This is a genomic window from Methylobacterium sp. 77, from assembly GCF_000372825.1.
Taxonomy (GTDB): Bacteria; Pseudomonadota; Alphaproteobacteria; order Rhizobiales; family Beijerinckiaceae; genus Methylobacterium.
Window position 1 is genome coordinate 3,744,992 of the sequence record NZ_KB910516.1, and the last position, 24,756, is coordinate 3,769,747.

Annotated in this window: 29 protein-coding genes; 17 read left to right on the top strand and 12 right to left on the bottom strand. The window is 67.6% G+C overall.

Annotated features, from left to right (window positions below; genetic code table 11):
- Positions 1 to 40 precede the first annotated feature (40 nt).
- Positions 41 to 406 carry a hypothetical protein gene (locus A3OK_RS0117775; protein ID WP_019906239.1) on the bottom strand — a complete coding sequence of 122 codons (366 nt, stop codon included), beginning with the start codon at positions 404 to 406 and terminating at the stop codon, positions 41 to 43.
- Positions 407 to 621: 215 nt separating this feature from the next.
- On the opposite strand from A3OK_RS0117775, the gene A3OK_RS0117780 reads away from it, so the two are divergent.
- From A3OK_RS0117780 to A3OK_RS0117795, 4 genes are read left to right on the top strand one after another with little or no spacing between them, the layout of a single operon-like run.
- Positions 622 to 1,131: a DUF2948 family protein gene (locus A3OK_RS0117780; RefSeq protein WP_019906240.1), complete on the top strand. Its 510-nt coding sequence runs from the start codon at positions 622 to 624 to the stop codon at positions 1,129 to 1,131.
- On the top strand, positions 1,131 to 2,426 hold the full coding sequence (hisD, locus tag A3OK_RS0117785) for a histidinol dehydrogenase (RefSeq protein WP_019906241.1): 1,296 nt from the start codon (positions 1,131 to 1,133) through the stop codon (positions 2,424 to 2,426). Before A3OK_RS0117780 ends, hisD begins: the two co-directional genes overlap by 1 nt.
- A 7-nt stretch (positions 2,427 to 2,433) precedes the next feature.
- Positions 2,434 to 2,946: a UPF0262 family protein gene (locus A3OK_RS0117790; protein WP_019906242.1), complete on the top strand. Its 513-nt coding sequence runs from the start codon at positions 2,434 to 2,436 to the stop codon at positions 2,944 to 2,946.
- Positions 2,947 to 2,982: 36 nt separating this feature from the next.
- The gene (locus A3OK_RS0117795) at positions 2,983 to 3,444 is read left to right on the top strand and encodes a low molecular weight phosphatase family protein (RefSeq protein WP_019906243.1); all 462 of its coding nucleotides are present in this window, start codon (positions 2,983 to 2,985) and stop codon (positions 3,442 to 3,444) included.
- Between the two features lie 138 nt (positions 3,445 to 3,582).
- Here the strand turns inward: A3OK_RS0117795 and A3OK_RS0117800 are convergent, their stop codons facing one another.
- Entirely contained in the window at positions 3,583 to 4,455 is an 873-nt protein-coding gene (locus tag A3OK_RS0117800; protein ID WP_026597388.1) for a C40 family peptidase, read from the bottom strand.
- Between the two features lie 267 nt (positions 4,456 to 4,722).
- Between A3OK_RS0117800 and A3OK_RS0117805 the strand changes: the two genes are divergently transcribed.
- Positions 4,723 to 5,079 (top strand): hypothetical protein, encoded by a 357-nt coding sequence (locus tag A3OK_RS0117805; RefSeq protein WP_036302370.1) that lies wholly within the window; start codon positions 4,723 to 4,725, stop codon positions 5,077 to 5,079.
- A gap of 21 nt (positions 5,080 to 5,100) precedes the next feature.
- Here A3OK_RS0117805 and A3OK_RS0117810 read toward each other — a convergent pair whose 3' ends face one another.
- From A3OK_RS0117810 to A3OK_RS0117820, 3 genes are all read right to left on the bottom strand, one after another.
- The gene (locus A3OK_RS0117810; RefSeq protein WP_026597389.1) at positions 5,101 to 5,787 is read right to left on the bottom strand and encodes an SDR family oxidoreductase; all 687 of its coding nucleotides are present in this window, start codon (positions 5,785 to 5,787) and stop codon (positions 5,101 to 5,103) included.
- A gap of 101 nt (positions 5,788 to 5,888) precedes the next feature.
- Positions 5,889 to 6,605 carry an MgtC/SapB family protein gene (locus A3OK_RS0117815; protein ID WP_019906247.1) on the bottom strand — a complete coding sequence of 239 codons (717 nt, stop codon included), beginning with the start codon at positions 6,603 to 6,605 and terminating at the stop codon, positions 5,889 to 5,891.
- Positions 6,606 to 6,654: 49 nt separating this feature from the next.
- A complete protein-coding gene (locus tag A3OK_RS0117820) occupies positions 6,655 to 7,557 on the bottom strand; it encodes an alpha/beta hydrolase (RefSeq protein ID WP_019906248.1) in 903 nt (300 codons plus the stop codon).
- 385 nt (positions 7,558 to 7,942) lie between these two features.
- Between A3OK_RS0117820 and A3OK_RS0117825 the strand changes: the two genes are divergently transcribed.
- From A3OK_RS0117825 to panC, 9 genes are all read left to right on the top strand, one after another.
- Entirely contained in the window at positions 7,943 to 8,956 is a 1,014-nt protein-coding gene (locus A3OK_RS0117825) for a MoxR family ATPase (protein WP_019906249.1), read from the top strand.
- A gap of 25 nt (positions 8,957 to 8,981) precedes the next feature.
- On the top strand, positions 8,982 to 9,914 hold the full coding sequence (locus tag A3OK_RS0117830) for a DUF58 domain-containing protein (RefSeq protein WP_019906250.1): 933 nt from the start codon (positions 8,982 to 8,984) through the stop codon (positions 9,912 to 9,914).
- Positions 9,915 to 9,917: 3 nt separating this feature from the next.
- A complete protein-coding gene (locus A3OK_RS0117835; RefSeq protein ID WP_019906251.1) occupies positions 9,918 to 10,385 on the top strand; it encodes a DUF4381 family protein in 468 nt (155 codons plus the stop codon).
- A 5-nt stretch (positions 10,386 to 10,390) separates the two neighbouring features.
- A complete protein-coding gene (locus A3OK_RS0117840; RefSeq protein WP_019906252.1) occupies positions 10,391 to 11,404 on the top strand; it encodes a VWA domain-containing protein in 1,014 nt (337 codons plus the stop codon).
- On the top strand, positions 11,401 to 12,330 hold the full coding sequence (locus A3OK_RS0117845) for a vWA domain-containing protein (RefSeq protein ID WP_019906253.1): 930 nt from the start codon (positions 11,401 to 11,403) through the stop codon (positions 12,328 to 12,330). Before A3OK_RS0117840 ends, A3OK_RS0117845 begins: the two co-directional genes overlap by 4 nt.
- Entirely contained in the window at positions 12,330 to 13,271 is a 942-nt protein-coding gene (locus A3OK_RS0117850; protein WP_019906254.1) for a tetratricopeptide repeat protein, read from the top strand. The genes A3OK_RS0117845 and A3OK_RS0117850 overlap by 1 nt, the downstream gene beginning before the upstream one ends.
- A gap of 74 nt (positions 13,272 to 13,345) precedes the next feature.
- Positions 13,346 to 14,605 carry a BatD family protein gene (locus A3OK_RS23050; RefSeq protein ID WP_019906255.1) on the top strand — a complete coding sequence of 420 codons (1,260 nt, stop codon included), beginning with the start codon at positions 13,346 to 13,348 and terminating at the stop codon, positions 14,603 to 14,605.
- Between the two features lie 48 nt (positions 14,606 to 14,653).
- Positions 14,654 to 15,061 (top strand): hypothetical protein, encoded by a 408-nt coding sequence (locus A3OK_RS0117860; RefSeq protein WP_081631263.1) that lies wholly within the window; start codon positions 14,654 to 14,656, stop codon positions 15,059 to 15,061.
- Positions 15,062 to 15,150: 89 nt separating this feature from the next.
- Positions 15,151 to 16,014 (top strand): pantoate--beta-alanine ligase, encoded by an 864-nt coding sequence (gene panC, locus A3OK_RS0117865; RefSeq protein ID WP_019906257.1) that lies wholly within the window; start codon positions 15,151 to 15,153, stop codon positions 16,012 to 16,014.
- A 7-nt stretch (positions 16,015 to 16,021) separates the two neighbouring features.
- Here panC and A3OK_RS0117870 read toward each other — a convergent pair whose 3' ends face one another.
- The 6 genes from A3OK_RS0117870 to A3OK_RS0117900 form a co-directional block, all read right to left on the bottom strand.
- Complete coding sequence (locus A3OK_RS0117870; RefSeq protein WP_019906258.1) at positions 16,022 to 17,302, bottom strand: PHB depolymerase family esterase; 1,281 nt, start codon at positions 17,300 to 17,302, stop codon at positions 16,022 to 16,024.
- Positions 17,303 to 17,480: 178 nt separating this feature from the next.
- A complete protein-coding gene (gene dnaQ / locus A3OK_RS0117880) occupies positions 17,481 to 18,206 on the bottom strand; it encodes a DNA polymerase III subunit epsilon (RefSeq protein ID WP_026597392.1) in 726 nt (241 codons plus the stop codon).
- Between the two features lie 35 nt (positions 18,207 to 18,241).
- Positions 18,242 to 18,847, bottom strand: a complete 606-nt coding sequence (coaE, locus tag A3OK_RS0117885; RefSeq protein WP_019906261.1) for a dephospho-CoA kinase — start codon at positions 18,845 to 18,847, stop codon at positions 18,242 to 18,244.
- Positions 18,844 to 19,686 (bottom strand): shikimate dehydrogenase, encoded by an 843-nt coding sequence (locus A3OK_RS0117890; protein WP_019906262.1) that lies wholly within the window; start codon positions 19,684 to 19,686, stop codon positions 18,844 to 18,846. The genes coaE and A3OK_RS0117890 overlap by 4 nt, the downstream gene beginning before the upstream one ends.
- 56 nt (positions 19,687 to 19,742) lie before the next feature.
- Positions 19,743 to 20,357: a Maf family protein gene (locus A3OK_RS0117895; RefSeq protein ID WP_019906263.1), complete on the bottom strand. Its 615-nt coding sequence runs from the start codon at positions 20,355 to 20,357 to the stop codon at positions 19,743 to 19,745.
- Positions 20,358 to 20,408: 51 nt separating this feature from the next.
- Positions 20,409 to 21,239: a pyruvate, water dikinase regulatory protein gene (locus tag A3OK_RS0117900; RefSeq protein ID WP_019906264.1), complete on the bottom strand. Its 831-nt coding sequence runs from the start codon at positions 21,237 to 21,239 to the stop codon at positions 20,409 to 20,411.
- A 623-nt stretch (positions 21,240 to 21,862) separates the two neighbouring features.
- Between A3OK_RS0117900 and hemE the strand changes: the two genes are divergently transcribed.
- The 3 genes from hemE to A3OK_RS0117915 are packed head-to-tail and all read left to right on the top strand — an operon-like array spanning position 21,863 to position 23,749.
- Entirely contained in the window at positions 21,863 to 22,933 is a 1,071-nt protein-coding gene (gene hemE, locus A3OK_RS0117905; RefSeq protein ID WP_019906265.1) for a uroporphyrinogen decarboxylase, read from the top strand.
- A 10-nt stretch (positions 22,934 to 22,943) separates the two neighbouring features.
- On the top strand, positions 22,944 to 23,396 hold the full coding sequence (hemJ, locus tag A3OK_RS0117910; protein ID WP_019906266.1) for a protoporphyrinogen oxidase HemJ: 453 nt from the start codon (positions 22,944 to 22,946) through the stop codon (positions 23,394 to 23,396).
- Positions 23,393 to 23,749, top strand: a complete 357-nt coding sequence (locus A3OK_RS0117915) for a lysozyme inhibitor LprI family protein (protein ID WP_019906267.1) — start codon at positions 23,393 to 23,395, stop codon at positions 23,747 to 23,749. The genes hemJ and A3OK_RS0117915 overlap by 4 nt, the downstream gene beginning before the upstream one ends.
- Positions 23,750 to 23,757: 8 nt before the next feature.
- Here A3OK_RS0117915 and hisG read toward each other — a convergent pair whose 3' ends face one another.
- Positions 23,758 to 24,738: an ATP phosphoribosyltransferase gene (gene hisG, locus A3OK_RS0117920; RefSeq protein ID WP_026597393.1), complete on the bottom strand. Its 981-nt coding sequence runs from the start codon at positions 24,736 to 24,738 to the stop codon at positions 23,758 to 23,760.
- Positions 24,739 to 24,756: the final 18 nt, after the last annotated feature.

Genomic DNA, 24,756 nt, shown 5'->3' on the forward strand with positions numbered 1-24,756 from the left:
GGACGCGGTGACCGCGTCCCAGGCAGATGCCTTACTGGCCCTATTGCAGGACGGCGCCGCGCTTGGGGCCGAAGCCCGGAATGTCGCACCGGCACGGCGTCTGGATCGGGCTCGGATAGGCGGGACAATTGCCGCGCGCCGTGACGCAGACGCTGCCCATGCGCTGGCGGCCGTAGCGGGGCGGCAGCGGCCGGCGTTCGCCCTCATCGTAGGGCTGATCGTACCCTTGCGAGCGATCATAGCCCTGCCGCCGGTCGTAGCCGTCGGGTGACTGGCCATAGGGCGCCCTGCCGTAGCCCTCGTCGCGGTAATATTGCGCCTGGGCCTGTCCCACGCCGAGGCCGGTCCCCACGGTCAAGACTGTCATGGCGGCGAAGGCGATGCGGCGTAATGGTCCGACTGTCATGATGATGGATGTTCCCGAGTGGAGGTTCCCTTGACCACTGGACCCTGCCGCCTGAACGCCGTCTGAGTTCGCCGGAACCGACCTCCCCCGTCGTCGCCACAGCAATTGATCCCGGCCGCACAGTTGCCGCAGGGCGGCCGCCTCGCTACCTACGGCCGACCCTCTTCCACATCCGGCGCCCGATCCGGCGGCGTCCGGCCAGATGCGAACCCGCCATGGAGCTTCTCAAGCTCGCTGCCCTCGACGCGGAGGATCTCGCCATCCTCTCGGCCCACCTCCAGGATGCGGTCCTGCGCCCGCAGGATCTCGCCTATCTCGCGCCTTCGCACCGCTTCGTCCTGGTGGGACGTCGTTTCGATTGGTCGGCGGCTGAGGGTGAGGCACCGCGCCGCCGCCTGACCGGCCTGCATTTCGAGCGGGTCATGGCCGTGCGCGCGCGCGGCCTGACGCCGGGTTCCGCATCGGACGAGCCGCTCGATCTCCTCGCCATCACCTTCGAACCGAGCGAGGAACCCTCCGGTACCATCACCCTGTTTTTTGCCGGCAAAGCGGCAATTCAGCTCGATGTGGAATGCATCGAGGCGAGGCTGAAGGACCTCGGCCCGGTCTGGGAGGTGGAAGGTCGGCCCGATCACGAGGCGGCGGAAGCCGGCCGCGCCGCGATCGAGGGCCGTGCGGGCACGAATCCCTCCAGAACAGACGACGCTCGGAAAGATCACGCCTGATGGTGCGCCTCGATAGCCGCGACGCCGATTTCGCCACCGCCTTCACCAGTCTTCTCAGCGTCAAACGCGAGATCTCGGAGGATGTCGACGAGACCGTACGCGGGATCATCGCCGGCGTGGTGTCCGGCGGCGATGCGGCCCTCGTCACCTATACCCGCCGCTTCGACCGGCTCGGTGAGGACTTTTCCGAAGCGACCCTGCGGGTGACGCCGGAGGAGGTGAAAGCCGCCATCGCCGCCTGCCCGGCCGAATCCCTCGATGCCCTGCGGCTCGCGGCAACCCGCATCGAGGCCTTCCATCGCGGCCAGGTGCCTGATGACCACATGGCCACCGACGATCTCGGCGTGACTTCGGGCTGGCGCTGGACGTCGCTCGAATCGGTGGGGCTCTACGTTCCCGGCGGGACGGCGAGCTATCCCTCCTCCGTCCTGATGAACGCGATCCCGGCCCGCGTCGCCGGGGTTCCGCGCGTCGTCATGGTCGTGCCGATGCCGGAAGGCCAGATGAACCCGCTGGTCCTGGCCGCCGCCGATCTCGCCGGCGTCACCGAGATCTACCGGATCGGCGGAGCGCAGGCCGTGGCCGCCCTCGCCTACGGGACCGAGTCGATCGCTCCCGTGGCCAAGATCGTCGGGCCGGGCAATGCCTGGGTCGCGGCGGCCAAGCGCCGGGTGTTCGGGCAGGTCGGCATCGACATGATCGCCGGCCCCTCCGAGGTGCTGATCCTCGCCGATGGCCACGCCAACCCGGACTGGGTCGCCGCCGATCTCCTTGCCCAGGCCGAGCACGACGTCGCCGCCCAATCGATCCTCATCACCGATTCGTCCGATCTCGCCGATGCGGTGGAGGCAGCCGTGGAGCGGGCCCTCGCCACCCTGCCCCGTGCCGACATCGCCCGGGCGAGCTGGCGCGATTACGGTGCGATCATCCGCGTCTCGGATTTCGACGAGGCCGTGCCCCTCGTCGACCGCCTCGCGCCCGAGCATCTCGAGATCGAGACCGCCGATCCGGAGGCGCTCGCCGCCAAGGTGCGCAATGCGGGCGCGATCTTCCTCGGCAGCCACACGCCGGAGGCCATCGGCGATTACGTCGGCGGCCCCAACCACGTGCTGCCCACCGCCCGTTCGGCCCGGTTCTCGTCGGGTCTCGGCGTGCTCGATTTCATGAAGCGGACGACGATCCTGCGCTGCGATCCCGCGGCGCTGAGGGCCTTGGGGCCGGCAGCCATCGCCCTCGGACGGTCGGAGGGCCTCGACGGTCACGCCCGCTCGGTGGCGATCCGCCTGAATCTGTGAGGGGACGATGGCAGGCGCAGAACAACCGGAAACGGGACAACCGGCAGAGGCATCGTCCATCCACCGCCTCGCCGCGGTAACCCTGGACGAGGATTCCATCGGCCGGGGCAATCCCGACCAGGAGCACGAGCGCGCCATCGCGATCTTCGACATCCTGGAGGAGAACCACTTCTCGATTCCCGGACGCGAGGGGCCCTACGCCCTCAATCTCGGCCTGGTGGAGAACAAGCTCTCCTTCGCCATCCGCCACGAGAACGGCGAGGCGGTGATGACCCACCTCCTGTCGCTGACGCCGTTCCGCCGGGTGATCCGCGATTACGAGATGATCTGCGAGAGCTATTACAACGCGATCAAGACGGCTTCGCCGACCCAGATCGAGGCGATCGACATGGGGCGGCGCGGCCTGCACAACGAAGCCTCGGAACTCCTCAAGCAGCGGCTCGAGGGCAAGGTCGATCTCGACCACGGCACGGCGCGGCGCCTCTTCACCCTGGTCTTCGCCTTGCACTGGAAGGCGTGAGCGCCTTCCCCATCTGAAGTCCGAGGCAGTCACCGCATGGTGGAAGAGGCCGGCCCGAAGAAGACGCGCGTGCAGTCCGTGCTATTCATGTGCAACTTCAACGCCGTGCGGTCGCTCGCAGCGGAGGCGATCGCACGGCACTATTTCGGCAAGTCGACCTACGTGCAGTCGGCCGGTGTCCGCTCCGGCGAGCCGGCGGACCCGTTCATGGTGGCCGCCCTCGACGAGATCGGCATCAATGCCTCGAAGCACCGGCCCCGGACCCTCCTCGAACTGGAGGAGTGGGAGGGCCTGAATTTCGACCTCATCATCACCCTGGCACCAGAGGCCCACCACGCGGCCTTGGAAGTCACCCGCACGAACGCCGTCGACGTGGAATACTGGGCGACCTCAGACCCGACGCTGATGCAGGAAGCCTCGCGCGAGCAGCGCCTCGACGCCTATCGCGACGTCCGCGACGGGTTGATCACCCGCATCAAGACCCGGCTGAAGAGCTGATACCAAGTCTCGATGAGCCTGCCCCATAGATCAGTCTCATCGAGCTTCGGCGGACGACCGCCGCCGCGCCGTCGGGCGGGCAGACCTCGATGAGGAACGCTCATCGAGGTCCGATGTAAGCCTTACCCACCACCCCGGCTATTCCGGGCGTCCGCTCACCGGGCCGATGCGCCGGAGCGAGGTCACCGCGCCGTAGCTCTTCTCGGCGATCCGCTCCACCGCTCCCGCCAAGGGTTCCACCGCCACCGCCATGTGGTGGCCGTTGGCGTGGATGAGGCGGGTCTCGTCGAGCATCATCCCGACATGGCCGCGCCAGAAGACGAGGTCGCCGCGCCGCAGGCCGTCGAGGCTCGGAGGGAGCGGAGTGCCCAGAGCCGCTTCCTGCTGATCGGCATCGCGGGGACAGGGAATGCCCGCCATGGACAGGCAGAGCTGGACGAGACCGGAGCAATCGAGCCCGAGGCTGGTGCGGCCGCCCCAGAGATAGGGAGTGCCGACGAGACGCTCGGCGGTGGCGGCATGATCGGGCTCCACCGTAGGGATCGGGGCGCAGTGATCGGCGAAGACGTAGGATTCGTCGGCGAGGCGCAGGAAGTCGCCTTCCCGCTCCCTGCAAGAGAGTCCTGCGCCGAGGCTGACATGGCCCAGCGGCGGCCGCTTCATGTCGGCGGCCGGATAGAGGAAGCTGCGCAGCGCCGTCACCCGGTGGGTCGGGGCCGGAGCGTCCGATGCGCAGGATTCCTCCGGCAGGTAGCCGACATAGCCGTCGCTCCCGAGCTGGACGAAGGCGAAGCCGTCGCCGGTCTCATAGATCGTGACGGAATCGCCCAGGACCGCCTCGGTCTCGATCCCGGCTTCCAGGCTCGGCCGGCGCCGGAGCGGGGCCGAGGGCACGATCAGCCGGCCGCTTTGTCCAGCGACGTAGCGCTCGGCATCGACACGGCCGCGCAGGCGGATATCGGCGAGGTCGGGACGTGCCGGAACCAGCCGGGCATCGGTGAGATCGGTGATGGGAAACATGTGGGCGCCAGTATCGGCGCGAGACCGACCCCGTGCAACGGGCCCGGCGATGGCCGGGCCACCGATTTGAACGTGCGTCATAGTGACGCTTGTATTGCTTCTCCGATGGGCATTTGTTCAGGCAAGCGAATACGGAACCGGCATCTCACGGCCGCTCTGGCGGAAATTCCGGCGATCCGCACGGAATGCACGGAACGCGTGGGTGTACCGCCAAAATGGTGCAATGCACCGCGCCGCGCCTCGCGCTATCTTCTCCGCATGATGAGCGCGGGCCGAGTCGTGAAGAAGACTTCGAAATCCTTTCAGGATCTGCCGCCGATCCGTGTACGGCGCGAGCCCCCCACGATTCCCGAGGCGGTGGCAGCCGCCCAGGATCTCGCGGACGACCTCGAACAACAGGTCGAGATCGCCGCCGGCCTGATCGGACTCCCGATCGACGAGATTCGCCCGCATGTGCTCGCCGCGGAAAAGCCGAAGCCCGAGAGGATGTCCGAGCATATCCTCACCGCCGGCAGCCCGAGCCGGGCGCCGCGCACCGTCATCGTCGAGCGCCGCACCCGTCCCCCCGTGGTGGTCGAGCGGCGCGGCCGTCCCCCGGTCGACGGGCGGCGCTGACCTCTCGCCAAATAGAACCTCTCACCAGGTCAAGGTTTCGCCGGTGTAATCGAGATAGGCGATGCCGGCCTTGCCGATTTGCCGTTCGAGGATGTCGGCCATCCCGGTAACGCTGGTTTCGATGTCGATATCGGCGTCCTCGCCGCCCATCTCGGTGCGGACCCAGCCGGGATGGATCAGGGCGACGCCGAAACCCTCCTCGCGGTGACGGATCTCGAAGCTGATCGCCAACGTGTTCAGCGCCGCCTTGCTCGCCCGGTAGGTCTCCCAGCCCCCGCTGTCGTTCAGCGAGACGCTGCCGAGGACGGAACTCATGAAGGCCATGAGGCCGTTGCCCGCCAGCCGGTCACGGAACAGTTCGGCAAAGCGGATCGGGCTGATCGCGTTCGTCAGGTAGACCTGGGCGGCGACATCCCGAGGGACGTCATGGGCGGGGTCGTGCGCCTGGGTCGCCACGCCGGCCACCACGAAGATCAGGTCGTAGCGTTGGTCCGAGAGCCGCTCATGGAGAGCGGCGACCGCGCTGTCATCGTCGATATCGGCGGTCTCGACGGTGAGCGTCTCCGATGTCAGGGCCGCCAATCCCTTGGACGGGGAGCGCTGCGTCGCGGTCACAGCCCAGCCGCGTTTCAGGAACGTCTCCACCAACCCGAGCCCCAGGCCGCGCGAGGCTCCGACGATCAGTGCGTTCTTGCGTGTCTCGGTCATGGCGATGTCTCCGCTGCCGAGGGTGAGGCTCGGCATCACGGGGGATAGGTTGGTCGGCAGGCGCATGACGGCAATGGTGCCGGCCGAACCTGCACGATCGCTCAATCGGCCGTCTGCACCGACCAGGTCGCGTGACTGATCCGTCCGTCGCGTTCCAGCCCGGTGACCACGGCGTCGAGTTCGACGGAGTCCACCGCCGTCGCCACCAGGGTCGCGACCACCTCCACCATATCCTCGCCGCGCTCCACCACCTCGATGCCGCCAACGGGATAATGCGCGGCCTCCAGCCGTTCGACGAGGAGGTCGCGGGCGGGGCCGGCATGGTCGGCCTGCACCGTGACCTGCACCTCATAGGTGGCTTCGGTCTGGCTCTCGTCGATGGGGACGCGGTTGATGGCGTTGACCAGGGGCCGCAGCAACGTGTTGCCGGACAGGATGGCCGCGGTAACGAACCAGGCCTCCAGGGGGAAATCGGCGCCGGCAAAGGCTCCCACGGCCGCCGAGCACCAGAGCGTGGCGGCGGTGTTGAGGCCGCGCACGTTCATGCCTTCCTTCATGATGACGCCGGCCCCGAGGAACCCGACGCCCGAGATTACGTAGGCGACGGTCCCCACCGCACCGCGGGCTCCTTCGAGCCGCATGCCGAGATCGACGAAGGCCGCCGCGCCGACGGCCACCAGGACGTTGGTGCGCAGGCCCGCCGTGCGCTGGCGGTATTGCCGCTCGGCACCGATCATCGTGCCGAGGGCGAAAGCCACGATGAGGCTGATGGCGGAGTTGACGAATTCGGGAAGCGGCGAGGCGAGAAGCGAGGTCATGGGCGCTGCATGTCGCCCGCCCATGACGGAATGGTGACAGCCGGCCTCCTCAGCCGTTCAGGAAGCCCAGCAGGGCCTCGAGGGTCGCGGAAGGATTCTCCTCGGCGAGGAAATGCCCCGATGTGATCTCGGCGGATATGGCCTTCGGCGCGAAGGTGCGCTGCCAGGCCGCCAACGGGCTTTCGTGCGTATGATCGAGATAGCCGTCCCCGGTGAGGATCAGGGTCGGACAGGAGAGAGTCTTGCCCGCCGAGAGATCGTCGAGGTCGGCCTCGCGGTCGCGGGTCGCGCCGGCCCGGTAATCCTCGCAGAAGGCATGGATGCGCTCCGGCACGTTCCAGTTCTCGCGATAGAGCTTGAGCGCGGCCGGGGCGAAGGGATCGAGGCTCTTGGCATTGCTCCATCGCCGCAAGAGCCCCTCGAAATAGGCGACCGGATCCCGGCCGATCTCCTCCTCCGGTCCGGGTGCCGGCCGGGCCAGGGAGACCCAATGCGCCGACACGTCGCCATCGCCTTCGATCCGCTCCCACTGAACGAGGGTCGGCAGGATATCGAGGAGGGCGAGACGCTCGATCCGACCCGGTTCGTCGAGGGCGAGGCGGTAGCCGACCCGCGCGCCGCGATCGTGGCCGACGAGTCCGAAGCGGACATGGCCGAGACGCTCCATGATCGCCACCACGTCCCGGCCCATGCGGCGCTTGGAATAGGTCTCGTGGCTGGAATCGCCCTTCGGCGCCCCTGACCAGCCATAGCCCTTGAGATCGAGGCATATGACGCGGTGGGTCTCGGTGAGCGCCGGTGCGATGCGGTGCCAGCAGGCATGGGTCTGCGGAAAGCCGTGCAGCAGGATCAGGGGCGGGGCATCCTCCGCGCCTCCGCTTCGGGCAAAGAAGCGACCTTCCGGAAGGTCGATCCAGTCGGCGCTGAAACCGGGAAAGAGATCTGCACTCACTGTCCTGTCTCCGGTCTGGCCGCTCGCTGTGAGAAGAAGCCGGAAAGCCGGTCCAGGGTTTCACGAACATCGGCAGAGATGCGACATAACGCCGATTCCGGAGGCGGCTTCGGATAGGCAGGGCAAGCAAGTGCCGCTGCATGCATCCTTCTTCATGAAATCCTTGGGGTTTGGGCATTTTGCCCGATCTCATCCTCGTGTTTCACGGGAAACGTCCCGCGGGATTGACGCCGGCACTGCGCAACAGGCACACCCGATGGACATAGGGATCTCTTAAGAATCCGCCCGAGGAGACGCGCATGGTGCTGTACGCCGGCCCTGCCACGATCATGTCCCGCTTATCCGTTGCGGCTGCCTTTCCGGCGGTCACCGGCGGTGCTCGCTCATGAGCGATGCGACACTGGCCACGCGTCCCGCCGCAACGGCGCCGCGCGCTGCCGACGATGCCCTTCGCGCTCGCATCCTCGCCCTTCGTGACGGCCTGAGCCATGGGCTCATCGGTGCCGAGACCTTGGTGGAACGCCTGCTCATCGGGCTTCTCACCGGCGGGCATCTCCTCATCGAGGGCGCGCCCGGCCTCGCCAAGACCCGCGCGGTGAAGCGCCTGTCGGACGGTCTCGACGGCAGCTTCGCCCGTATCCAGTGCACGCCGGACCTGATGCCGGCCGACCTCACCGGCACCACTGTCTGGCGCCAGGATGCCGGAGATTTCGAGTTCCTGCCCGGCCCGCTGTTCCACTCCCTCATCCTCGTCGACGAGGTGAACCGCGCGCCGCCCAAGGTTCAGTCCGCGCTGCTCGAATCCATGGCCGAGGGCCAGATCACGGTGGCCGGCCACACCCACGTTCTGCCCGACCCGTTCATGGTGGTGGCGACCCAGAACCCGATCGAGCATGCGGGCACCTTCCCCCTGCCGGAGGCGCAGCTCGACCGTTTCCTCCTCCACGTGGTGGTGGAGATGCCCGACGAGGCCTCCGAACGGCGCATCCTCGACCTCGTCGAGGGCGAGTTGAACCATCACGCCGAGGCGATGCCGGTGAAGCTCACCGTGGCGGAGATCCGTGCCGCCCGCGCGGCGGCGCTCAACGTGCATGTCTCGCCGGCCTTGAAGGATTACCTGGTGCGGCTCGTGGCCGGGACCCGCAACGACAAGGCCGCGCCCGACCTGCGCGCCTCGATCGAGCATCCGGCTTCCCCGCGCGGGACGCTGGCGCTGATGCTCGCCGGTAAGGCGCGGGCCTATCTGCGTGGCCGCGATCACGTGATCCCCGAGGACATCTCGGATCTCGCGGCCGATGCCCTGGCACACCGGATCGGCCTCACCTGGCGAGCCGCCGCCGAGGGACACACGGCGCGTGGCATCATCAAGGGTCTCGTCCAGCGGGTTCGGGCGCTCTGAGGCGGGATGGTCGCGTAGAACAGCCATGGCGTCCTCACCCGGCCAGACCCCAGAGTCCGACCTCGGCCCCGGAATCCATCTCTCGGGCGAGGCCCTGATGGGCCTGCGCCACCTCGCCCGCCGCGGCGTCTCGCCGGCGACGCGCACCCTCGCGGGGCTCCCCGGCGGCATCGTCACCCGTCGGCGCGGACGCGGCTCCGAACCCGACGACGTCCGGCTGTGGTCCGAGGGCGACGACCGCCGCCATATCGACCGCAACGCCACCGCCCGCACCGGTATCCTCCACGTGCGAACGCACCATGACGAACGCGACCGGGCCGTGGTGCTGCTGGCGGATTTCCGCCCCTCCATGTTGTTCGGTACGCGCCGGGCACTCCGTTCCGTGGCCGCGGCGGAAGCCCTGGTCCTGCTCGGCTGGCGCATCGTCGGCGATGGCGGCCGGATCGGCCTCGTCGCCGCGTCGTCGGCCGAGCCAGTGGTGGTTCGTCCCGGCAGCGGCGAGCGGGCGATGACGGCGGTGACCGGTGCATTGGCCATGGCGCATGCCCAGGCGCTTGCCGCCTCCGACACCGTCGACCCTCCGCTGGACCGTAGCTTGAGCGTCGCGGCGAGCCTCCTGCCTTCGGGAGGCCATCTCGTCATCGGCAGCGCCCTCGATGCACCGGGGCCTGATTTCGACCACCTGCTCACCGTGCTGGCCGAGCGCCTGTCGATCCGCCTCGTCCTCGTCAGCGATGCGTTCGAGCGCACGAAGCCGGCCGGCTTCTTCCCGTTCTCCACGTCCGATGGGCAGCGCGGCACCGTTCAGGTCAGCCGGTCAGCGTCCAGGGCGAGCGTCGGCCCCGACGACCGGCTCATCGACTACGCCCGGCGCGGGATCGAGGGCCTGCGCCTCGATGCGGAGGCGGGCCCCGAGGCCTATGCGCCGTTGATGGAACGTCTCGATGCGGTTCTATAGCGCGTGAACCCGTCCGATTCCCCGACCGGTCTCTCCCAATTGCGCGGCCTGCATCTGCCGGCCGATGCGGGCAGCGGCGCGCAGGGCGAGGTGGTGATGGCCATCGCACTCGGCTTCGTGGCGGCCTTGCTCGTCGGCCTCGTCAGGCTGATGCGGGCGAGGGCGAAAGCCTCGGTGCGGGCCTCGGCCCTGCGCGGTCTCGCCGAGACGCGCGGACTCGCCCCCGATAAGCGCCTGATCGCACAGGCGCGCCTGCTGCGGCGTCTCACCCGGACGCTCGCAGGGGACGACGCCGCTTCGACGCAGGGGCGAGACTGGGCGGCGATCCTCGACCGTCTCTTCGTCACCGTCTTCTTCAGCAAGGGCGCAGGTGCGATCGTGACGGAGGGCCTATATCGACGCTCCGCCCCGGTCGATCCCGAGGCCATCGATTCCGAACTCGGCCGTCTCTTCGCACGGATCAGGGCCTGAACCCGATGCCAGCCTGGTTCACCGCCTTCACCTCGGCCTTCGATCTCGCCGCGCCCCTGGCGCTGCTGCTCCTGCCGCTGCCGTTCCTCGCGAGCCGGCTGCTGCCGCCCGAGCGGATGGGGTCGAGCGGTGCCCTGCGCGTTCCCGCCTCCCTGGTGACGGGTTCCGCCCGTGGTGACAGCGTGGCGGCGCGCGGTCGCGGACGTGCCATCCTGATCTGGACCCTCTGGGCCGCCCTGGTGGTGGCTCTGGCCGGTCCGCGTCTCGTCCTGCCGGCCACCGCTCTCCCGGCCTCGGGCCGCGAGATCATGCTGGTGATGGATCTGTCCGGCAGCATGGAGCGCCGGGATTTCGACCTCGACGGCGAGACCGTGACGCGCCTCACCGCCGTGAAGCGGGTCGGCACCGATTTTATCCGCCGCCGCGCCGGCGACCGGATCGGCCTCGTGATCTTCGCCAACGAATCCTACGTCGCCGCGAGCCCGAGCTTCGATACCGCCACCGTGGCGCGTGCCCTCGACGACGCGACGATCGGGCTCGTCGGCCGCTCCACCGGCATCGGCGACGGTCTCGGGCTCGCCCTCAAGCGGCTGGTGCCGGCGACCTCGGGCGAGAGCCCCGGGACGCCGGAGCCCGCATCGAAGGTCGTGGTGCTGATGACGGACGGCGCCAACAATGCCGGCCAGACCACGCCGCGCGACGTGGCGGCTCTCGCCAAGGAACTCGGCGTGAAGGTCCACACCATCGCGCTCGGCCCCCGCGACATGTCGAATGCCGATGGCGAGCAGGATGTGGTCGATGCCGAGACCCTGCGCGACATCTCGAGCCTCACCGGCGGCACCTTCTTCCGGGTGAAGACCACGGACGACCTCATCGCCATGGCCGATGCCATCGACGCCATCGAGGGAGGACGCGCCAAGGCACCTCCGGTCCCCCTGCGACAGGATCTGTGGCCGTGGCCGGCCGCCCTCGCCTTCCTCTGCGCGGCGGGCCTGCTGGCAGCGAGGCGCAAGGCATGAGCGCCCTCTTCGACTTCGCCATCCTGCGGCCGTGGTGGCTCGTGGCAATTCCGGTCATCGTCATCCTCGCCCTGCGCGCGGCCTGGCGCTCGGCACCGCTCGGTGATTGGGCGAAGGCCGTCGATCCCGGCCTGATGGCCTTTCTGGAGAAGCGCGGAGCCGTGCTCGGCGGGCGACGCCAAGCCAATCTCATCGCCGCCATCACGGCCGGCATCATCGCCATCGCCCTCACCGGACCGGCCGTCGAGCGCCCGGATGCGGCGACCTTCCGCAACCTCGATGCGACGGTCGTCGTCATCGATCTCTCGCGCTCGGTCGCCGAGGGCGGCCACCTCAAGGACGTGCGCCAGATCGCCGACAGCGTGGCCCAGGCGGCGGGCACACGCAGCGTCGCCATGGTGGTCTATGCCGGCGACGCTTATCTCGCGGCCCCGCCGACCACGGACCGTGACGCCCTGAGCCTCGTCCTGTTCTCCCTCGACGGCGATACCGTCCCGGATCGCGGCACGCATCCGGAGCGCGGCCTCGCCATCGCGCGACGGACCCTGGAAGAGGCCGGCGTCATTGCCGGGGACGTGGTTCTCGTCACCGACGGGGATGGGATCGGCGACGCGGCCATGCGCGAGGCCGCCGCGATCAAGGCCAAGGGCTGGCATCTCCATGCCGTGTTCGTGCCCGCGACGAAGGCTCTGCCGGCAGGAGTGCCCAAGCCCGACCGGGCGGCCCTCGACCGCGTGACCGGCGCGGGGAACGGCATCACCGTCGATCTCGGCACGCCGACCGCGCTCCTCGACACGGTGGGCGCCAGCACGGCACAGCATCTGGCGGCGGGCGGCTATACCGTGCTCGCCTTCGCCGATCTGGGGCGCTGGCTGATCCTGCTCGCCCTGTTTCCCGCCCTCGCTCTGTTCCGCAGGAGCGCCTGATGAACACGGCGCGTCTCCCCCTCCCCGGCCGTCTCGTCCACTCGGGTCGTCTCGCTTTCGCCAAAAGCCTGCCTCGGCACTGGACCGGATGGGCCAGGATCGTGGGTGTCGCCCTGGCCAGTGCCGGCATTCTCGGCCTCGCCCTGGTCTCGGAGCCGCGCACGACGCTCGGCCGCAGCCTGATGAGCCTCGGCTTGCCGAGCGCCGCCGCATTCGTCTTCGCCGATCCGGCCTGGCGCGGGCCGGCGCTCTACGAGGCCGGCCGTTACGACGAGGCCATCGCGATCTTCCAGAATGGCGGCCGGCGCAACGCCTACAATCTCGCCAATGCCCTGGCGCGCTCCGGCGATTACCAGGGCGCCCTCGACACCTACGACGTCGCCCTGCAATACAACCCGCGCGACGCCGACGCGCAGGCCAATCGCTCCCTCATCGCCCGCCTCGTCGCCGAGGGGCCGCAAGACCGCGGCAAGGGCGGCGGCCTCGCCAATGCCACGGCGACGGTGGGCTCGCGCTACAACAAGAGTTCGAACCAGGACCCGAACGAGGAGATGAAAGCCTCCTCCGTCGGAGAGGGCCTCGCCGGCAACAAGGAGGGCGGCACTTCGTCCTCGACGCCGGGCAACAGCAAGGTGGCGCGGCGCGGCAAGGCCGAGCAGCAATCGGTGGATTCCGGTAAGGGCGAGGCCCGTGGTTCGGCCAGCGACGCGGCCGGGCGCGGCCGCACCGGAGCCGGTTCCGCCATGGTCGCGGCCGCACCCGAGCGGGAGGCACGGCGCGTGACGAAGAGCTTCGAGGCACACGAGATCCGGCCGGACCGCCTCTGGCTCCAGACCCTGCCCGACGATCCGGGCCGCTACCTCAAGCTGCGCCTGAAGGCGGAGCAGGCGGTCCGCGTGGAGGCGGGAACCGCGGTCCCGGAAGGCAGCAACCCATGGTGATCCGCTTCCACCGTCCCGACGCCAACTCTCCCGCTCCCGCGCGAGAGGGATCCCCTGCCCGACGCGGCGTTCTCATGCTCGGTGCTGTCCTGCTGATGGCAGGTCTGGTGCCTGCCCGTGCCGAGATCTCCCCCGGCGACCTCACCCTGACGGTGACGCCCGAGCTCAACGGCAACGCATCGCCGTTCTCCCGCGAGATGGTGCTGCTGCACATTCGCGGCGTCTACCGGCAGGCGATCCTGCTGGAAGAAGTGATTCAGCCGTCGCTGGCGAATTTCAGCTGGACCCAGCTCGGCCGCGACACCTGGTCGAAGACCCGCCTGCCGGACGGCCAGGTGGCGGTGGCCTTCGACCGCACAATCGCGATCTTTCCGCATCATCCCGGCGATTTCACCATCGATCCGTTCATCCATCGCCTGACCATCAACGAGGGCGGCGCCCGCAAGGTGGTGGACGTTCCCTCGGAACCGGTTTCTCTACCGGTCGCGACCTGGACGAAGCCGGTGGGCGGACCCGACGTGAAGGAGCCGTGGTGGCTGCCGGCGCGGGACGTGACCATCACCGATTCCTGGAGCCCCGACCCCGAGACGGTGAAGATCGGCGAGACCACGAGACGGATCGTCACCCTGGAAGCACAGGGGCTGGTGGCCGAAGGGCTGCCGCCGCGCCCGGTCATGCGCACGCGCGGCGTCCTCACCTTCGCGGGTCCGGTGACGCGGGAGACCATCATCACCCCGACCGGGCCGGTGGCGCGGGCGACCTATCAGTGGGATGTGCGCCCGGCTGTGACCGAGATCGTCCCCCTGGAAGCGATCACCATCGCCTGGTTCGACACCGTGTCGCGGACGTTGCGTGAAGCGGAAATCCCGGCCCGGCAGATCGGTGGCGGCCTGCCCGATCGCGACGAGGATGCGAAACCCATCGCACCGGCCTCGCCGATCGCGGTCGCGGCAGCGGCGATCGGGGCCTTCGGCCTCGGTCTCGCCCTCATCGGCTTCGGCATTCCGAGGCGGTGGCAATCCCTGCGCCTCGACCGTGCGACAGGTCGCGAACTCACACGCCATGCGCGAGCGGGAGACGCGAAGGCCTTTCGCGCGGCGCTGGAACCGGTCTTCCAACGCGAGCCCGAACTGACGCGATCCTGGCGCTCGACGCCCATGATCGCCGACGCGTTGGCGGCCCTCGATGCGACCCTCTACGGCCGAACCGACACGACACCGCCCGACCTGACGCTGTTAGCCGGCATTCTGTCGAAGCCGGTCAGGGTCGCCCATGGTCCGGCCGAGCCGAGTGTCCGGCTGGCCGAACTCGATGGCAGGGCGCAACCTCGGTAACCATTGATTTACCATGCCCTGTCAGCCTCGGCCGGGAAGTGGGGCGACATGAACCGACGGCGGAAGACAGCGACAGGCCACGCCGTGCGGGTGCTGTTCGGGGCCTGCCTCGTCGTCCCTGCCTATTGCGGTTCGGTGAAAGCGGCCGATTTCCGCGAGCCCGGGTTCGCCCCCTACGGCGCGGACGCAAACCGCCCCGGCACCATCGTCGAGATTGAGCCGCCGCCGCGCTACTTTCCGCGCGCGGAAGAGGACAGCACCCCGCGACGCTACCGTGCCAGACCACGCCGTCTCGCCTGCATCCCGAGGAGCGTCCCGATCCCTACCGATGCGCCGGACGATCCGAGCTATGTCGGATCGACCTACGGCCTCGGAAAGCCGAGCTATTATGGGATCAAGCCGGCTCTCGGCGTCGACGATCCGTTCGGCCGCTCATTGCTGCCCTACTGCAACTGACCTCCGTCGCGAGCCGCTCTGGCCTTCCGCCGCCGAGTTGGGTTAGTCGCAGGCTTGTCCGACGTCGCCCGAGATCCTGAAGAGTCCCGATGAGCAGCCAAGCCTCGTCCGTCGCCCTGGTCCGGTTCGATGCGGTGGCCCCCTTGCGTGCCCGCGTGTCCGAATGGAAGGCGGCGGGGGAGCGTGTCGTCCTCGTCCCCACCATGGGCGCCCTGCATCGGGGCCACCTCTCCCTGGTGAACCGGGGGCGGGAACTGGGGCAGCGAGTTATCGTCAGTATTTTCGTCAACCCGACGCAGTTCGGGCCGAGCGAGGACTTCTCACGCTATCCGCGCGATACCGAGACCGATCTCGCCCTCCTCGCGGGAGCCGGCGTCGACGCCGCCTACCTTCCGTCGGTGGAAACGATGTACCCGAAGGACTTCTCCACCAGCCTCACGGTGGCGGGCATCACCGACGGCCTCTGCGGTGCCTATCGGCCGGGTCACTTTGCCGGCGTCGCCACCGTGGTGACGAAGCTCGTCAATCAGGTCCAGCCCGACATCGCCCTGTTCGGCGAGAAGGACTTCCAGCAGTTGCAGGTCATACGTCGTGCCGTGCGCGACCTCGACATTCCGGTCGAGATCGGCGGCGTCCCGACCTTGCGGGAAGAGGACGGGCTCGCCCTCTCCTCGCGCAACCGTTACCTCGACGCGGAGGAGCGGCGGATCGCGCCCATCATCCATCGCGAGCTGACACGGATCGCCGAGGGGCTGAGAACCGGGAAGGCCGCCTCACCTCTGGTTGCGGCTTCGACCGATCGCCTGACCGAGGCTGGGTTCAGCACCATCCAGTATCTCAGCGTGTGTGATGCCGACACACTGGCCCCGGTGGAGCACGCCACGGGCCCGACAAGGATCCTGGTGGCCGCCTATCTCGGCTCGACGCGGCTCATCGACAACGTCGCGGTGTGAACCCGATTCAGTGACGCGGCCGGTCCAGGCGGTGTGCCATGAAGAAGTCGACCATCGCCCGCGATGCATCCGGTCCCCGCCGGTCAGTGTAGCTACCCGAGGGGTCGCCCCCCGACCAGGCATGGTTCAGGCCGCGCACGACCCAGCTTTCCACCACGACACGATCGCTCTCATCGGCGTAGCGAGTCCGGATGTAGGCAAGTCCGCCGGGACTCACGCCATCCGAGACGGACGGGGTCAGCATGTCGACGCCCGCCTGGACGAGCACCTGCTCGCCATTGCGCGGATGGACGGTGCTGTCGCTCTCACCATGGACCATGATGGTCGGCACCCGTGCGGTCTCCCCCTGCAGGACACCGGAGGGTCCGAGACGCATCGTGGTCAGCGCCGAGGAGATGTCGCCGGCGCAGCCAGCGGCGAGTCCCGAATGCACGCCGACGGCGGCATAGAGGTCGGGATAGGCTAGGGCGATGTTGGCCGCGGCAGCACCACCGGCGGAGAGACCGGCAATATAGACCCTGCGCGGATCGACATCGTACTCGCTCATCACCGCACGGGTGAGACCGGCGATGATCTCGGCCTCGCCGGAGCCACGTCCTTGGTCGCCCGGCTGGTACCAGTTCCAGCAGCGCTGGCCATGGTCCTTCGAGCTCTGGGCGGGATAGGCCACGAGGAACCCTTCCACCTCGGCGAGGTGGTTCATGGCGGTCCCGGCCGCGAAATCGTCGGGTGACTGGGTGCAGCCATGCAGCATCACGACGAGGGGAGGCTGGGCGACGGTGCGGCTCGGGATGTAGAGCTTGTAGTCGCGCGCACCTGCGGCGTTGGAGAAGGATCGTTCGGTGAACGCCCCCTCTCGCACGGGAGCATCCGGGGCAGACCAGGGCTCCGAGGGTGCCGGAGGAATCGGGGAAACCGGCGGCACCGTCCCGGCGCCATCCCGGAACAACGCCGTCGGGTCGAACGCTTCGAGCCCCGAAGTGACCGAACCGGAGGGGGACGACAGACCGAATTTCCGCGCGACCTGGCCCAGGGCATCCCGCAACTGTTCCTGCAGGCCTTCGGGGATGAACCCGGACTTGGGATGGTGGGGCGTGGCGGCCTCGTTACCGTCATCGAGACGATAGGCGCCGTCCATTGTCTGAGGCGATGTGGTGGTGTTCTGCTGCCCGAAGAGGCTTCGCTGGATCAGATCGGTGGCTTCCTGCAGACGGCCCGTCCCTGTCAGTTTGGTCGCTTCGACGAGGTCGGCCAGACGTGTTTGCGTCCGGTTCGTATGATCAGCCATCGCTTGATCGCTTTCTGGATGATGGGGAGTGGCCGACGGTTCCGGTCGATGCTGAACACAAAGCGATCCAACATCGACGAAGGGCTCAATTGGCCTCCGCGCCGACTCGATGGCTAAAGATGTAGACAGGTTTTGTTGCAATGCAATATGTCTTTTATTGCATTGCACTCGCGGTCCTTCAGTCGCTGTCATTCTCGTTGACATAGTCGCGCCAGATTGGACTGGCGCCAAGGCCCGCGACGAACGCAGCGTGCTGGCTAACTTCCAAAGGCTTCAAACGGTTGCGTAATTGGCGTGGCCCTGTGGCGATCGGCCCGTCGCTCGACGTGACGCGTCGCGCCGGATCGGTCGGTTCCGCGCTGGCGAGACCGAGGCTGGTCTGTTTGCCACCGAGAAGCTCGATATAGACCTCGGCCAGGATCTGGGCGTCGAGGAGCGCGCCGTGCTTGGTCCGCCGCGTCGTGTCGATCCCGTAACGGACACACAGGGCATCGAGGCTGTTGGAGGCGCCGGTATGTTTGCGCCGCGCCATCTGCAACGTGTCGACAACGGCGTCCAGCGCGATCTGCGGCGGTCCGTTCTCACCGAGACGGGCGAATTCCATGTTGAGGAAGCCGACATCGAAGGGCGCGTTATGGATCACGAGGGGAGAATCGCCGCAGAAGGCGACGAAGTCCGCCACGATCGCCGAGAATAACGGTTTATCGGCGAGGAAAGCGTCGGACAGGCCATGGACACCGAAAGCGCCCTGCGACACCGGCCGTGTCGGATTGACGTATCGGTGGAAGGTCACCCCGGTCTGGACGTGGTTGATCAGTTCGACGCAGCCGATCTCGATCAACCGGTCACCGTTCTTGGCATCCGTACCGGTGGTCTCGGTGTCGAGGACGATCTCACGGAGCATGGTGCGGTCCATTCGCGGGGATAAGGGTCGTTCGATCAGGCGATGCGGCTACCGGCGAGACGCGCGATCAGAGCGTCGACCTGCTTTTCGGCACCAGCAAGGCCAAGCCCGGTATCGATGAGGAAGTCGGCCCGGGCGCGCTTGTCGGCATCGGGCATCTGCTTGGCGAGGATGGCGGCGAACGCAGCCTCCGACATGCCGGGACGCGCCAGTACCCGCTGCCGCTGAACGAGCGGATCCGCACTCACCACCAGGACCGCGTCGCATCGCGCCCCCCCACCGGTCTCGAACAGGAGGGGAATGTCGAGGATCACGAGATCGGCATCGGCATGGTGGGCGAGGAAGCGCTGCTCCTCACCCCGGACGAGGGGATGGATCGCGGCTTCGAGCCGGGCCAGAGCATCGGGCTGGCCGAGGACATGATCCCGCAGGCGCGCCCGGTCGACGGAGCCATCCTCACCGATCGCGTCGGGAAACAGGTCGGCGATGATCCGGGCACCCGATCCGACGGCTGCATAGAGGGTTCGCACCGCCGCATCCGCGTCGTAAACCGGAATTCCACGCTCGGCGAACATGGCGGCGGTGGTCGATTTCCCCATGCCGATCGAGCCGGTGAGGCCGAGGATGAACGGTCGGCTCATCGTGAAGCGGTCAGATCGGAGACGATCAGCGCGCGCAATTGCGGCGTGACCACGGGTCGTGTTCCGAACCAGCGCTCGAAACCGGGAACGGCCTGATGCAGCAGCATCCCGAGTCCGTCGACGACCCGAAGTCCGCGTGAGGCGGCGTCCGCGAGGAGCGGGGTCTTAAGCGGCGAGTAGACGATATCGGCAACGGCACAATGAGCCGGCAAATTATCGATCGCGACATCGAGGGGCGGCTTGCCGGTCATGCCGAGGGAGGTGGTGTTGACGAGGAGTCGCGCATGGCCGAACGCGCCGTCGAGGTCGTCCCAGTCGATCACGTCGACACGCGACGGATCGAGGCCGGCAATGGCTTCGGCGCGCGAGCGGGTTCGGTTGGCGACGACGATGCGGACATTGGGCCTGTCGAGCAATCCCGCCACCACGGCCCGTGCCGCACCGCCGGCGCCGAGAACAATGACATCACGGGCATCCGCGTTCAGCCAATCCCGGCCGAGCGTCTCGTCGAGATGGGCGGTGAAGCCGACGGCATCGGTGTTGTCGCCGACGAGCCGCCTCTGTTCGTCGAAGGACAGCGTGTTGACCGCGCCGATCCGCCGGGCTGCTCCGGTCAATATGTCGGCCAGGGCGAAGGCGGCTTCCTTGTGCGGCAGGGTCACGTTGCCGCCCGCAAACCCCGCCGCCTTCAGGCCGCGCAGGAACGCCTCGAACCCGTCCGGCGCCACATCGATCCGCTCATAGGAGCCGTCGAGCCCGAGGGTGGAGAGCCAATGACCGTGGATCATCGGCGATCGGGAATGGGCGATCGGATGACCGACGACGAAGGCTTTGATCATGAACGGGTCTCTTGAACGGCTTCGGTGTCGGTCGTGGCAGGGACGACGATGAGCGATCAGAAGGCGAGGCAACCATGGCGGCGTAAGCGGTCGAGCAATCCGGTCAACGGCAGGCCGAGGATCGTGGCATGGGAACCCTCGATCCTGCTGAACAGGTGGATGCCGAGACCTTCCAGTTGATACCCCCCCACCGTGCCGGTGACGCGGTGAAGACCGGCGATGGCCAGATAAGTGTCGATATCGACGCTGCCGAGATCCCGTATCGTGAGATGGGCGTCGTCGTGAATGAGCTCCGGTTCCCGGCCCGGCACGATGAGAGCAGCGGCGGAATGCAGCGAATGCATCCTGTTCGATAGTCGGCTCAACTGGTCACGGGCGGCGTCGAGGGAGGATGATTTATGAAACACCTCGCCCTCGCAGGCGAGGACCTGATCCGCCGCCAGAACGATCCGATCCCCGGCTGTCGCCGCAACCGCCAAAGCCTTCGCCAGCGCCAGCCTGCGCGCGAGATCGACGGGAGTAAGGGGACCGGCCTCGGCCTCGACGCGCCGCTCGTCGAGGTTCGGGACCATAACCTCCACCTCCAGACCGGCGGCTTCGAGCAGATGTCGCCGCGTCGGCGAGCCGGATGCGAGGATAAGGGGCCGTTCGGGAAGCCAGAGGTGGGTCATGACGGAATCCGGAGACACAGATACGGGCACTGGCGCAACGCGCCCAGTCCCTTACGCCACGATGAATTTGAGCCTGTGTTCGCGGTGCAGGTCGAGGATCGCGGCGGCGGTCTCCTCGATGGACCGTCGGGTGACGTCGATGGTCGGCCAGCGATGACGATTGCAGAGCTTCCGGCAGGCGGCGATCTCGTCGGCGACGGCATCGCGATCGACGTAGAGCGAGGTGTCGTCGGCCTTCAGGCTCAAGAGCCGGTTCTGCCGGATCTGCACGATCCGCTCCGGGCTCGCCAGCAATCCGACGACGAGGGGCTTGCGTGCATTCTCCAATGAAGGCGGAACCGGCATTCCCGGAACGAGAGGAAAATTCGCGGTCTTCAATCCGCGATTGGCCAGATAGATCGCCGTCGGCGTCTTCGACGTGCGGCTGACGCCGACGAGGATCACGTCGGATTCGTCGATGTCGAAGGGCAGGTTGCCGTCGTCATGAGCGAGAGTGAAATTCATCGCGTCGATGCGCTTGAAATATTCGGCGTTCAGCATGTGCTGAGCCCCCGGCCGGGCCGTCGTCTCCGCACCGAGATAGGATTGAAGCAGCGCGTGGACCGGCTGCAGCACCGAGAGACAGGGCGAGCCGGTCTCGCGACAGGCCGCTTCCAGCCGCTCGGTCAGATCGTGCCCCACCAGGGTATAGAGGACCAGGCCGGGTGCCGCCTCGATCTCGGAGATCACGCGTTCGAGCTGGGCCGCCGATCGCACCAGCGGATAGACATGCTCGATGGCCGAGACGCCCTCATACTGGGCCGCGGCGGCACGACCCACGTTGATGAGGGTCTCACCGGTGGAATCCGAGACGAGATGGAGATGGAAGTAGCTGCGACTCATCGGAAATTCCCATCCCAGGCCATCGGACGGGCATGAGGGATCTCAGGGTTATCCACCACACCTGAAGGCCGGAGTCGACAGGTGGGGATAAAGCCCCCCGGCAAGTGTCAGGCTCGAAGCTTGGCCCCGGTCTGTCGACTCTTCCGTCAACATGCAGCACGTCGGGCCTCGTCCCGATCTCGTTTTGGGAGATTCAGGGAGGGTTCGGGCGGTGAGACCCTATCACGCGGTGCAAGTCGCTGATCGGACTTCCGCTTCTGGAAAGTTAGCGCGAACCCGTTAAAGCCCCGTTAACGGCGGTGATGCGGGGACGGGGTGTGGACAAGTTCGCGTTCCCATCGTCCCCCGTCTAAAAGAAAAAACAGAGTCCTAGAATCTCTCTTTTCTTATTAGATAGACGGGACGGGACAGGGGTGATCGGCCACCCTCAGCGGCTCTCCGAGGTGAAGCAGTTTGGCGGGCAATATCCTTTTCGCGGGCGAGATCCTCGGAGACGAAAGGACGTCCTGCGGTAAAACAACGTCCCAGGACAAAAGACCTTCCCGAGGACAGCCAGGAGCGTCATAGCTTTCTCCCAGCGATGACGATCTCCTCCACTCAACCATGGACCGGGCAGGACAGGCATGAATCGACGTGACACCACCGATCGTGCGCTGATCCAGGTTCTCGACGGCAAGCCCTCCAGGATTCCTCCCGCCTGGATGATGCGACAGGCCGGGCGCTACCTGCCGGAATATCGCGAGGTCAGGGCCAAGGCCGGTTCCTTCCTCGACCTCTGCTACAACCCGGACTTCGCCACCGAAGTGACCTTGCAGCCGATCAGGCGCTTCGGCTTCGATGCAGCGATCCTCTTCTCCGATATCCTCGTCGTGCCCGACGCGCTCGGGCAGAACGTCCGTTTCGTCGAGGGAGAAGGCCCGCGGCTCGATCCGGTCCATGGCCGGGACGAATTCAGCGCCCTGAAACTGGCCGACGATCCGAGTATCTTCCAGCATCTGGAGCCGGTCTTCGAGACCGTTCGCCGCCTGCGCTCCGCGCTGCCCTCCGAGACGACGCTTCTCGGATTCTGCGGCGGCCCCTGGACCGTTGCGAGCTATATGATCGGCGGGCGCGGCACGCCCGATCTGGCGCCCGCCCGCGCGCTTGCCGATACCGATACCTCCCTGGTGGAATCTCTCATCGACCGCCTGGTCTCGGTCCAGATCGAGTACCTGTCGCGCCAGTTGGAGGCCGGCGCCGATGCGGTCCAGATCTTTGAAAGCCATGCCGGTTCGCTGCCTCAGGCGTCCGGAGCGGCGACCGATGCGCTCACGCAATGGAGCTTTTCTCCCATCGCCCGCATCGTCGAAGGGGTCAGGGCGCGTGTGCCGGGAGCGAAGATCATCGTCTTCGCGCGTGGGTCCGGCCTCGAAGGCCATGCCCGCGTGATGGGGGAGACCGGCGCGGATGCCGTCGGTGTCGATTGGAGCGTCGATTTGAAGGCCCTGCGCGATGCCGTGGCGCCCCGCACCGTGACCCAGGGCAATGTCCACCCGGAAACGTTAATCGAGGGCGGCGACGCCCTCGATGCGGCCGTGGACGGGGTGCTCGAGGCAACCGAGGGGCTGCCGCACATCTTCAACCTCGGCCACGGCATCACGCCGCAGACGCCGATCGCCCATGTGGAGCGGATGCTCGCCAGATTGCGGCGCTGACGACCAGCCCATGGCCGACACGCTCTATCCCTGGATCAAGGCGATCCACGTCATCGCGGTGATCTCGTGGATGGCGGGGCTGCTCTACCTGCCGCGCCTCTTCGTCTACCACGCCTCCCTGCCCGAGGGCGCGGATTCCTCCGCCCAGTCCGAGACGTTCAAGGTCATGGAACGGCGCCTGATGAAGGCGATCATGAACCCGGCCATGGTCGTCACCTGGGTGCTCGGCCTCTTCCTCGTCTGGCAGAGCGCGTTCTACGCGTCGGGCTGGATGCAGGCGAAGTTCGCCCTGGTTCTGGCGATGAGCGGCTGCCACGGCTGGTTCTCGCGGATGGTCAAGGACTTCGCCGCCGACCGGAACGCGCGGAACCACCGCTTCTACCGGATGGTCAACGAGGTGCCGACGCTCCTCATGGTCGCCATCGTCATCCTCGTCATCGTCAAGCCGGGATTCGGGTCATGATCGCATCGCATCGCTACCGGACATGGGGCTTGGCGGCCGCCGTGATGCTGGCGGCTTCCGGCGCCGAGGCCGCGAGTTTCCCGTGCGAGAAGGCCGAGACGCCCGACGAGAAGGCGATCTGCGCCCATCTTCCCCTCAACGATCTCGACGTGGAGATGGCGGTCCGGTTCGAGATCCTGCGCGGGCTCCTGCCCATGGGCGGCAATGCCAAGCTGCGCGACGATCAGGAAGCCTGGCTGCAGGAACGGCGGACCTGCGCCGCCGACACCGCCTGCCTGACCAAGGCCTATGAGGCCCGGCTGAAGACCCTGCGCGGGGTCTTCTCCGAATTCGCCAAACAGGGTCCGCTCTAAGATCGGGCTCAGCCGAGGCGGGCGAGCAGGCGGTCGATCAACGGGTTGTCCGGGCCGAACGCGTAATCGATCCGCCTGACGCTGACGGCGCTCGCACCCGACTTCACCAGGTCGTCGACGAGGTCGAACGTGGCGTCCACCGGGCAGTGGAGCACGATCTCGGCGCCACGGCTCTCCGGCACGCCGTAGGGCAGCTGCGCGTCGTGCAGGGCGCTGATCCCGGCGAGATCGAGATTGCCGTCGGGGGGCATCGCCGCCCGGATCTCGCGGGTCAGCCGTGCGCGCTCCTCCGCCGCGATCCGGCCGAGGACGGTGCGCAACGCCTTCTTCTGGCTCTGCCCCCATGATGCCGTCAGCGAGGCGACGAGATTCGCCTCGGAACGCAGGATGATGCCGTCATCGAGGATCTTCAGCGCGTTGGCGGCGAGCGTCGCCCCCGTGGTGGTGATGTCGACGATGATCTCCGCCGAGCCGGAGGCCGGAGCCCCCTCCGTGGCGCCGAGGCTCTCCACGATGCGGTAATCGGCGACCCCGTGCTCGGCGAAGAACCGCCGGGTCAGGTTCACGTATTTCGTGGCGATGCGCAGGCGGCGTCCGTGGCGGATGCGGAGTTCGGCCGCGACCTCGTCGAGATCGGTCATGGCGCGGACGTCGATCCAGGCCTGGGGCACCGCGACGACGACCGTCGCCTGACCAAAGCCGAGGGGGGTCAGCAGCTCGACCTGACCCCGCGCGTCGGGCAGGCTCTCGCGGATGAGATCCTCGCCGGTGACGCCGAGATGGGCGCTGCCGCTGGCGAGCTGATTGGCGATCTCGGAGGCCGAGAGGTAGCGCACCTCCACATCGGGCACGCCGACGAGCTTGCCGCGATAGTCGCGCGCGCCAGCCCCTTGGGCGAGCTTCAGCCCGGCACGGGCGAAGAAGGCCGAGGCATTCTCCTGCAGTCGCCCTTTCGAGGGGACCGCGAGAACGAGCGGGCCGTCGACCACCGTGTGAGAATCCCGGGA